This window comes from Marinomonas phaeophyticola, from assembly GCF_026966905.1.
Taxonomy (GTDB): domain Bacteria; phylum Pseudomonadota; class Gammaproteobacteria; order Pseudomonadales; family Marinomonadaceae; genus Marinomonas; species Marinomonas phaeophyticola.
This window is the reverse complement of record NZ_JAPUBN010000006.1, coordinates 310,139-319,977: the sequence shown is the minus strand read 5'-3', so window position 1 is coordinate 319,977 and position 9,839 is coordinate 310,139. Positions and strand designations below refer to the sequence as shown.

Genomic DNA, 9,839 nt, shown 5'->3' with positions numbered 1-9,839 from the left:
AGCTCGGAGATAGCTGGTTCTCCTCGAAAGCTATTTAGGTAGCGCCTCGTATCTCACCATTGGGGGTAGAGCACTGTTTGGGCTAGGGGGTCATCCCGACTTACCAACCCCATGCAAACTCCGAATACCAATGAGTGCAATTACGGGAGACACACGGCGGGTGCTAACGTCCGTCGTGGAAAGGGAAACAACCCAGACCGTCAGCTAAGGTCCCAAAGTTACAGTTAAGTGGGAAACGATGTGGGAAGGCTTAGACAGCTAGGAGGTTGGCTTAGAAGCAGCCATCCTTTAAAGAAAGCGTAATAGCTCACTAGTCGAGTCGGCCTGCGCGGAAGATATAACGGGGCTAAAACTGTACACCGAAGCTACGGATGCAAGATTTATCTTGCATGGTAGAGGAGCGTTCTGTAAGCCGTTGAAGGTCAAGCTGTAAGGCAGGCTGGAGGTATCAGAAGTGCGAATGTTGACATGAGTAACGATAAGGGGAGTGAAAAACTTCCCCGCCGGAAGACCAAGGTTTCCTGTCCCATGCTAATCAGGGCAGGGTGAGTCGGCCCCTAAGGCGAGGCAGAAATGCGTAGTCGATGGGAAACAGGTTAATATTCCTGTACTTATGTATATTGCGATGGAGAGACGGAGAAGGCTAGGCTAGCACGGCGATGGTTGTCCGTGTTTAAGGTGGTAGGTTGAGAGCTTAGGTAAATCCGGGCCCTCTTAAGACCGAGAACTGATGACGAGTCCTCTTTTGGACGAAGTAGTTGATGCCATGCTTCCAGGAAAAACTTCTAAGCTTCAGATATACATGAACCGTACCCCAAACCGACACAGGTGGTCAGGTAGAGAATACCAAGGCGCTTGAGAGAACTCGGGTGAAGGAACTAGGCAAAATGGCACCGTAACTTCGGGAGAAGGTGCGCCGGTTAGTGTGAAGGATTTACTCCGTAAGCATTGATCGGTCGAAGATACCAGGTGGCTGCGACTGTTTATTAAAAACACAGCACTCTGCAAACACGAAAGTGGACGTATAGGGTGTGACGCCTGCCCGGTGCTGGAAGGTTAATTGATGGGGTTAGCGTAAGCGAAGCTCTTGATCGAAGCCCCAGTAAACGGCGGCCGTAACTATAACGGTCCTAAGGTAGCGAAATTCCTTGTCGGGTAAGTTCCGACCTGCACGAATGGCGTAACGATGGCCACACTGTCTCCACCCGAGACTCAGTGAAATTGAAATCGCAGTGAAGATGCTGTGTATCCGCGGCTAGACGGAAAGACCCCGTGAACCTTTACTATAGCTTCACAGTGAACTTTGAACCTACTTGTGTAGGATAGGTGGGAGGCTTTGAAACTAGGACGCCAGTTCTAGTGGAGCCAAACTTGAAATACCACCCTGGTATGTTTGAGGTTCTAACTCAGGTCCCTTATCGGGATCGAGGACACTGTGTGGTGGGTAGTTTGACTGGGGCGGTCTCCTCCCAAAGAGTAACGGAGGAGCACGAAGGTGTGCTCAGCATGGTCGGAAATCATGCGTAGAGTGTAAAGGCAAAAGCGCGCTTAACTGCGAGACAGACACGTCGAGCAGGTACGAAAGTAGGTCTTAGTGATCCGGTGGTTCTGTATGGAAGGGCCATCGCTCAACGGATAAAAGGTACTCCGGGGATAACAGGCTGATACCGCCCAAGAGTTCACATCGACGGCGGTGTTTGGCACCTCGATGTCGGCTCATCACATCCTGGGGCTGAAGCCGGTCCCAAGGGTATGGCTGTTCGCCATTTAAAGTGGTACGCGAGCTGGGTTTAGAACGTCGTGAGACAGTTCGGTCCCTATCTGCCGTGGACGTTTGAGATTTGAGAGGAGCTGCTCCTAGTACGAGAGGACCGGAGTGGACGAACCTCTGGTGTTCCGGTTGTCACGCCAGTGGCATTGCCGGGTAGCTATGTTCGGACGGGATAACCGCTGAAAGCATCTAAGCGGGAAGCCTCCCTCAAGATGAGATCTCACTGGGACATAAGTCCCCTAAAGAGCCGTTGAAGACTACGACGTTGATAGGTTGGGTGTGTAAGTGCTGTGAGGCATTGAGCTAACCAATACTAATTGCTCGTGAGGCTTGACCATATAACACCAAAGTGGTTTTGAGTGATAAAGAGAGACTGAGAAAACTCGTAAAGAGAAGGGTCAAACGGCATCATGAAAAGATCATAGAGACACAGATTACGACAGCATCAGCAATGATGTGGCTGGTTTGATACTTGGTTATCGCTATTTCAAAAAAAGCATTGTTAAAGATTCAAGCACGTATTGGCGTGTTGTGAGTGAACATGCTGGATTAAGCCTAACGGCTTAACACAGACACTCAGAACGAACGCAACCCGTTTGCTTGACGATCATAGAGACGTTGAACCACCTGATCCCATCCCGAACTCAGAAGTGAAAAGCGTCATCGCCGATGGTAGTGTGGCATTCGCCATGTGAGAGTAGGTCGTCGTCAAGTTTTATTTAGAAAGCCCTGATTGCTCGCGCAGTCAGGGCTTTTTTTCGTCTGTAGGTTGGCCTTTAGGCCAACAATAATGCCACACATAATACCTATATCGACTAACATGATACTTTTTGTCGGGATGAATCCCGACTTACATCTCCTGTAGATACTATCTCTCCCAACTACCCGCAACTTAATTTTTTAGCAGTGGGTAGTATTCATTTTGATGATTAATAACACCAAAACAAATTTGTACAAGCTTTCTCATAGCGGCACCTAAAGCCTGAATTTGGTCTAATAGCCAACGCCCTAAACGCTGATGCTCATCAGTCGTATTTTTGAATACCTTTGTTTTCACTTTATTGAGTTGAGGGTCTTTTAGCCACAAGCAATCCAATTTATGTTTACTGATATCTATTCCAATATTATTCATCTTTTATTACCCTTGTTCATACGGCGTCACTAATCAATAGGCACCTGAATACCATTCAATATAACAAGATGAAGAACCCGGGAGCGTAATCTACAGAACAGCATTTAGTGCTAAGGTCGGGCACGGCCTCATCGGATTCTTAGAGCCTCTATTAGCTAAACAGAAACTCTAGGAGAGATACAAGGTTGGAATTAATGGCGACAATGTGTGTTCGTAATAAATTCAGACCTGTATTGCTCTTCAAGAGTAACCAATCAACTTATCCTGATGATCCTCTTTTTGTCGGCATAAATGCCGACCTACCTTAACTAGGGTTGTCGATCTAACCTCCACAATCAATAATAAATAAAATAGAATATCTATCATTAATTTAGATAACAGCTATCCAATTTCACTAAATGGATAGCTGTTAACTTTTCATTAATATTAATGTGTTATAGCTAATTATTGTATAACTCTAAATCTAGTTTGAAATAAATAATAACTAAAAATGGACTCTGATTTTTACAATGATAGAACATAATAAGAAGACTTTACTAATAGTAGACGATGACCAAGATATTAGAGACCTCCTTTGTGATGCTTTTACTCAGAAAGGATATCTTTCCATCAGTGTGAAAAATGGTTCTGGAATGTGGGAGCAATTAAATCAACATCATGTAGATTTAATTTTAATGGATTTGTATCTTCAAAATGAGGATGGTCTTCAATTAGCTAGAAAAATACGGGAAACATACTCTATGCCTATTATGATGCTAACTGGGAAAGGGGATGAAACAGACAGAATCCTTGGCCTAGAGTTAGCTGCCGATGATTATATGATGAAGCCTTTTAATTTAAGAGAGCTTATGGCTAGAGTACATGCTCTTTTACGACGCGCAAATAACTCGCCTATTGGGATAAATCATGTAATAGAAGAATCCCATGATTACCTATACTTTGACGGTTGGAGTTTAAATTTAACCTCACGTCAATTACATGATCCAAAGGGTAAGCAGGTAATTCTCACTTTAGGTGAGTTTTCATTATTAGAAGTGTTAGCACGCCATCCCGATCGAATTTTTTCTCGCGAACAATTAATTGATCAAAGCCGAGGTTTAGAAACAGAGGTATTTGATCGTACTGTCGATGTGTTAATTTTAAGGTTAAGGCGTAAAATTGAAATAAATCCAAAAACGCCGCAGTTTATAAAAACACAACGAGGGCTAGGGTATTGTTTCCAAGGTCCCGTCCGAGCAAGTTGAATGAATTTTATTAGTATTCGTCAAAAAGCTTCATTAACGATTTTTGCTATCAGTGCTGTGGCGCTTTTTATGGTGGGCATAGGTTGGCAATCAATGAAGGTCAGCCAAGCCTCATTATCTGAATTTGAGTCTGAGACCTTGCCAGAAATTAGTACTGCATTAACCTTAGCTGAAGGGGTTGCTCAACTTGCCGCTATCGCGCCTTATACCGCTGGATCAGGGCGACCGTTTCAGCTTCAAGCAGAATCTGAACGCATTCATAGTCGTATCTATGAATTAAGAGTTGTTGCTGAAAGTCTCGTCAATACTCGGTTTCGTAATAATATAGATAATCGCTTAAACGATTTACAAGACACATTAGAGGAACTGGTTGCTCTCGTCAGAGAGGAGCTTTATCTTCGTGAAGATAGTCTTGTCCACCAATTTCATATTCGTCAGCTTCAAAATGAAAATACTGCCATCGTGAGTGATTTACAGGGCCTAGCTTGGCTACTGCTGTTACTTGAAGATCCTAGTAATGTTCCTGAAAGTATCGAAGAAACTCTTCGTTTAAAAACGCAAAAGTCACCCGTATCAGGTATCGCTAATGATCTCTTATCCGCACATAAAAGATTGAATTTGACCCAAGAAAGGAAAAATTATTTATTGATTTCTATTCGTGCTAAATCAGAACAATTGAGTAGCCAGGTGAGTAATTTTGTTGGAGATCTACAAAAAAAAGTAAGTCGACAGCGTCAGGATGTGACTTCATTTGTATCCAATGGTCAGAATTGGATTCTTGGCATCTCTATTTTTTTATTATTTGGATTGACCCGTTTATATCTATATAGCCAACGTATGACAAAAGATTTAGAGTCAATTACCTATGAAATGGAACAGCTGTCTCTAGGACGGGTAGATTCAAAGAAACCTATGGCCCATAGGAATGATGAAATAGGGACATTAGTCGATGCCTTTGAGGTCTTTCGTCGTGATGCTCTACAGAGACTAGAGGTTACAGCCGAATTGTCTGAGCAAAAACGATTGTTAGAAACTATTTTTGACAATATGAATGATGGGTTAAGTGTTTTTTCTACAAAAGGAACACTGATCGCCTGGAATTCTGGTTACCAAAATGTATTTGGCCTAACAGATAAAGATTTACGTATAGGTATGTCACTCAGTGAAGTCCAAAGTTTAATTAATCGAGGACAACATAAAAACCTTAATCTAGAAAATCAACAAGTATATATGGAAGAAATTAACATTTCTCGTCATCTAAGTTCTCAAAGTTTCGAACGACACTTTGACTCAGGTAAAATCATTGAATTTCGGTCAAAACCTATGCCTGAAGGGGGCTTTGTTACCCTCTATACGGATTTAACCGAACGGAAAAATGTTGAGAGTCAATTGCAACAAGCACAAAAAATGGAAATGCTGGGGCAATTAACCGGTGGCGTTGCTCATGATTTTAACAATTTATTAGCAGCGATTATGGGGAATTTGCAAATGCTATCAGATTCCTTCCCACAAACACAAAATCAAACCAGATACATAGATAGAGCGTTAGCGGTATCAGAGAAAAGCAGTAACCTAGTTCAGCGCTTGCTCTCTTTTAGTCGACGACAACAACTGTTTCCAATATCTATTGCCGTTGATGACTTGATTGAAGGAATGTTAGATTTGGTTGAATACAGTGTAGGTGAAAAAATTCAGGTTAAAAGCAATTTACACTGTCCTGATGCCTTTAGCATAATTGATCCATCTCAGCTTGAAAATGCATTGTTAAATTTAGCATTAAACAGTGCTAGCGCTATGCCTGAAGGTGGAACGCTGTCTTTCTCTACAAATTTTTGTACTTTACCTGAAAGCGATGTTCCTGCTATAAGAATTCGTGTTACAGATACAGGAGAAGGCATTTCTGAAGAAGTTATTGATCGTATCTTTGAGCCTTTTTTCACAACCAAACCTATCGGTAAAGGAAGTGGGTTAGGGTTGAGTATGATTTATGGTTTTGTGAAGCAAAGTGGAGGCGAAATTTTTATTAAATCAGAGCTTGGAAAATGGACACAAGTGTGTCTATTTTTACCTAAACAGCTAACTTTTCACGATCCTTCTTTAGACAACCTTAAGAGTGATTCAGCATGGACTAGCTTGCCTGATTCAAGCACTATCTGGTTAGTTGAGGATGATAGTGAAGTGAGTCAAACAATACAGGAACAGTTAGAGAAAATGGGGTTTTTCGTACAATGTTTTGATCGTGCTGAGGCAGTTTTTGAGATGTTTACCTCATCTGTGTTACCAGATGCGATTGTTTCTGATGTTAATCTGGCTGGATCTATGAATGGTGTTGAGTTAGCGCATCGTATTGAAAATGAGAAGAGTCTTGGTACAACAGGGTTTTCCGGTCTGGTATTATTGATGTCAGGATTACCACAAGAAGAGCTTAAGGAAAAATATCATTTAGAAGATGATGACTTATTCATTCAAAAGCCATTTAAAATCAATGATTTAAACAGAATATTTAAAATATCATAAATGAAACATTACAAAAATTACAAATAAATATCTAATGTGAAATCATCTATTAATTTTTGTTCTCCATAGTTATTACTCAGAAACAAGAGCAAGACAATTTGTTTCTTGGCATTGCTGCCAATAATAACAACAACAGTGGAGTAATAAATAGAATGAAATTCATGTATCGTAAAATCGCTTGTCTTATCGCAGCTGGTGCTATGTCCTCTGTCACTATAGCTGATCCTACTATCATTGGTCTGATAACGAAAACAAATACCAATCCATTCTTTGTAAAAATGAAGGAGGGTGCTCAGCAAAAAGCAGAAGAGCTTGGTGTTGAGTTACGTACTTTTGCAGGTCGTTACGATGGTGACAATGAGGCTCAAGTTCAAGCGATTGAAAATTTAATTGCTTCGGGAGCAAAAGGCATTTTAATTGCACCAAGTGATCCTTCCGCCATTGTCCCAACGATTGAAAAAGCCCGTGAAGCGGGTTTAGTAGTGATCGCATTAGACACGCCTCTAAGTCCCGCCAGTGCAGCCGATATGACTTTCGCAACGGATAATTTTAAAGCAGGCGAAATGATTGGTATGTGGGCCAAAAAGAAAATGGGGGATGACGCCAAAACGGCAAAAATTGCTCTTCTAGACCTAAATAGTAGCCAAATTACTGTCGATGTTGCTCGTGATCAAGGTTTCTTAAAAGGTTTTGGGATTGATATTAAAGATCCTAATCAAATGGGCGATGAAACAGATCCAAGAATAGTCGGTAATGATGTGACTCAGGGCTCAGAAGAAGGTGGTCGTCGGGCTATGGAAAATTTACTTCAGAAAGATCCAGGAGTAAATCTCGTCTATACCATCAATGAGCCAGCAGCAGCAGGAGCTTATGAAGCTTTAAAAGCATTTGGATTAGAAAATAATGTCACCATTGTATCCGTTGATGGAGGTTGCCCAGGCATATTAAATGTTAGGGATGGTGTGATTGGTGCCACGTCCATGCAATTCCCATTAAAAATGGCTTCTGAAGGGGTAACAGCCATTGTTGAATTTTCGAAATCAGGCACGAGGCCATCCGCCTCAGATGGGTTGGATTTCTTCGATACTGGTGTGCAGTTGATTACGGATAATCCTGTTAACCATGTCAACTCAATAGGTTCTAAACCTGGTTTGAGTATGTGTTGGGGCTAATCCTTCTCAATTTTATTTGTAAGATAAAGGGCTAAAAGGCGCCCTTAGCATGCCGCTAGTCTCTTGTCTTTTCTAGCGGCTCTTTTCTCGCCTGGAGTAAACTATGAGTTCTACTGATCCAAAACCTTCTACAGCGGTGCTTGATCACGATAAAGTCGCAGATCAAGCACAGACTTATACTGCGAACTTCGAGAATAAAGAAAATTTTGTTCGAAGTTTTCAAAAATTCTTACATAAATACCCTATAGCGGCTCCAAGTATCGTGTTACTACTTGCTGTGTTCGGTTTTAGTTTAATTGTCGGTGATCGATTTTTATCACCTTTTAATTTATCCCTCGTATTGCAACAAGTCACTATCATAGGTGTGATCGGAGTTGCTCAGACCTTAATTATCCTTACGGCTGGCATTGATTTATCCGTAGGTGCAATTATGGTGTTGGCATCTGTTGTAATGGGTCGAATGGCAGTTGATTATGGGTTTGATGCTTGGTTAGCTTTGTTGATCGGCATTGGGGTCGGTGCATTCGCTGGGTTTATTAATGGCCTGTTAATCACTCGTATGAAATTGCCTCCTTTTATTGCTACTTTAGGCTCTTGGAATGTGTTTTTTGCTTTGAACCTTTGGTATTCGAAAAGTGAAACCATCCGCTCGCAAGACATTAGTTCTATGGCTCCGTTACTTCAATGGTTAGGTGAAACAGTGAATGTTTTTGGGGCTCGTTTAACCTATGGCTCCATACTAATGTTAGGTATTTTCTTTATTATCTGGTATGCCCTAAATTGGACTCCATGGGGACGTCATGTGTATGCCACAGGTGATGATCCAGCCGCTGCAAAATTGGCAGGGATTCGTACTGATCGCATTCTCTTATCCGTATATGTGTTGGCCGGTGTTGTGTGTGCTATAGGTGCTTGGGTTCTGATTGGAAGAATTGGCTCAGTTAGCCCTCAGGCAGGATATACCACAAATTTAGATAGTATAACCGCTGTTGTAATTGGTGGTTGTAGCCTATTTGGTGGTAGAGGATCTATTTATGGAACACTTGTTGGCGCTTTAGTCGTTGGCGTCTTTCGTAATGGCTTAGCCCTAGCAGGTGTGGATGTTTTATGGCAAGAATTCACTGTTGGTATTTTGATTATCGTCGCTGTTGGCGTCGATCAGTGGATCAGAAGAGGGACAGCATAATGAGTGCTCAATATGATAAAACACCGGTAATACAAACGAAAAATTTAGTAAAACGCTATGGTAGTGTAACCGCCATCGATCACGCTGATTTGGAATTGTATCCTGGAGAAATTTTAGCCATTATTGGTGATAATGGGGCTGGGAAATCATCTTTAATTAAAGCCTTGTCAGGGGCCTTAATACCGGATGAAGGAGAAATACTGCTTGATGGAAAAGCGGTACATTTTTCATCCCCGATGGAAGCTCGATCTCTAGGTATTGAGACTGTCTATCAAAATTTGGCCGTATCTCCAGCATTAAATATTGCTGATAACTTGTATCTCGGCAGAGAATTGCTGAAACCAGGTATCTTAGGCTCAGTATTTCGGATGCTAGATAAAAATAAAATGGAAAAGCGTGCACGTGATAAAATGGCTGAATTAGGTTTGATGACGATTCAAAACATTAGCCAAGCGGTTGAGTCGCTTTCTGGCGGACAGCGGCAAGGGGTTGCGGTTGCTCGCTCTGCGTTATTTGGTAGTAAAGTCGTTATAATGGATGAACCAACTGCCGCTTTAGGTGTAAAAGAATCCCGTAGGGTATTGAGTTTGATCAAGGAAGTGAGAGATAGAGGGCTTCCCATTATTTTGATCAGTCATAATATGCCGCACGTGTTTGAAGTAGCTGATCGTATTCATATACATCGTTTGGGTAAACGTGCTGCCGTGGTTACGCCTCAGTCTCATACTATGTCCGATGCTGTCGCTATAATGACTGGCGCAATGGAGGTAGAGAGTTCGACTGTTGCCGCGTAATACACTGCTGACTCGGATTTAAT

At 41.9% G+C, this 9,839-nt stretch carries 6 protein-coding genes and 2 rRNA genes; 7 read left to right on the top strand and 1 reads right to left on the bottom strand.

All coding sequences use genetic code 11. From position 1 onward, the window contains the following. A 23S ribosomal RNA gene (locus tag O1D97_RS02185) occupies positions 1-2,109 on the top strand; the annotation flags it as partial. 261 nt (positions 2,110-2,370) lie between these two features. Further along, positions 2,371-2,485, top strand: a 5S ribosomal RNA gene (rrf, locus tag O1D97_RS02180). A 178-nt stretch (positions 2,486-2,663) separates the two neighbouring features. Here the strand turns inward: rrf and O1D97_RS02175 are convergent. Then, positions 2,664-2,903, bottom strand: coding sequence for a hypothetical protein (locus O1D97_RS02175; RefSeq protein WP_269122411.1), 240 nt, complete (start codon positions 2,901-2,903; stop codon positions 2,664-2,666). 509 nt (positions 2,904-3,412) lie between these two features. On the opposite strand from O1D97_RS02175, the gene O1D97_RS02170 reads away from it, so the two are divergent. The 5 genes from O1D97_RS02170 (at position 3,413) to O1D97_RS02150 (ending at position 9,816) form a co-directional block, all read left to right on the top strand. Next, positions 3,413-4,147 (top strand): response regulator, encoded by a 735-nt coding sequence (locus O1D97_RS02170; protein ID WP_269122408.1) that lies wholly within the window; start codon positions 3,413-3,415, stop codon positions 4,145-4,147. Continuing rightward, positions 4,148-6,664, top strand: a complete 2,517-nt coding sequence (locus O1D97_RS02165) for a PAS-domain containing protein (RefSeq protein ID WP_269122407.1) — start codon at positions 4,148-4,150, stop codon at positions 6,662-6,664. Between the two features lie 152 nt (positions 6,665-6,816). After that, complete coding sequence (locus O1D97_RS02160; protein WP_269122405.1) at positions 6,817-7,836, top strand: sugar ABC transporter substrate-binding protein; 1,020 nt, start codon at positions 6,817-6,819, stop codon at positions 7,834-7,836. 103 nt (positions 7,837-7,939) lie between these two features. Beyond that, positions 7,940-9,022: an ABC transporter permease gene (locus O1D97_RS02155; protein WP_269122403.1), complete on the top strand. Its 1,083-nt coding sequence runs from the start codon at positions 7,940-7,942 to the stop codon at positions 9,020-9,022. Continuing rightward, the gene (locus tag O1D97_RS02150; RefSeq protein WP_269122401.1) at positions 9,022-9,816 is read left to right on the top strand and encodes an ATP-binding cassette domain-containing protein; all 795 of its coding nucleotides are present in this window, start codon (positions 9,022-9,024) and stop codon (positions 9,814-9,816) included. Before O1D97_RS02155 ends, O1D97_RS02150 begins: the two co-directional genes overlap by 1 nt. Positions 9,817-9,839: the final 23 nt, after the last annotated feature.

Coding starts and splice junctions, on each gene's coding strand:
- O1D97_RS02150 (WP_269122401.1), top strand. CDS start 9,022: ATGAGTGCTCAATATGATAAAACACCGGTAATACAAACGAAAAATTTA.
- O1D97_RS02175 (WP_269122411.1), bottom strand. CDS start 2,903: ATGAATAATATTGGAATAGATATCAGTAAACATAAATTGGATTGCTTG.
- O1D97_RS02155 (WP_269122403.1), top strand. CDS start 7,940: ATGAGTTCTACTGATCCAAAACCTTCTACAGCGGTGCTTGATCACGAT.
- O1D97_RS02160 (WP_269122405.1), top strand. CDS start 6,817: ATGAAATTCATGTATCGTAAAATCGCTTGTCTTATCGCAGCTGGTGCT.
- O1D97_RS02165 (WP_269122407.1), top strand. CDS start 4,148: ATGAATTTTATTAGTATTCGTCAAAAAGCTTCATTAACGATTTTTGCT.
- O1D97_RS02170 (WP_269122408.1), top strand. CDS start 3,413: ATGATAGAACATAATAAGAAGACTTTACTAATAGTAGACGATGACCAA.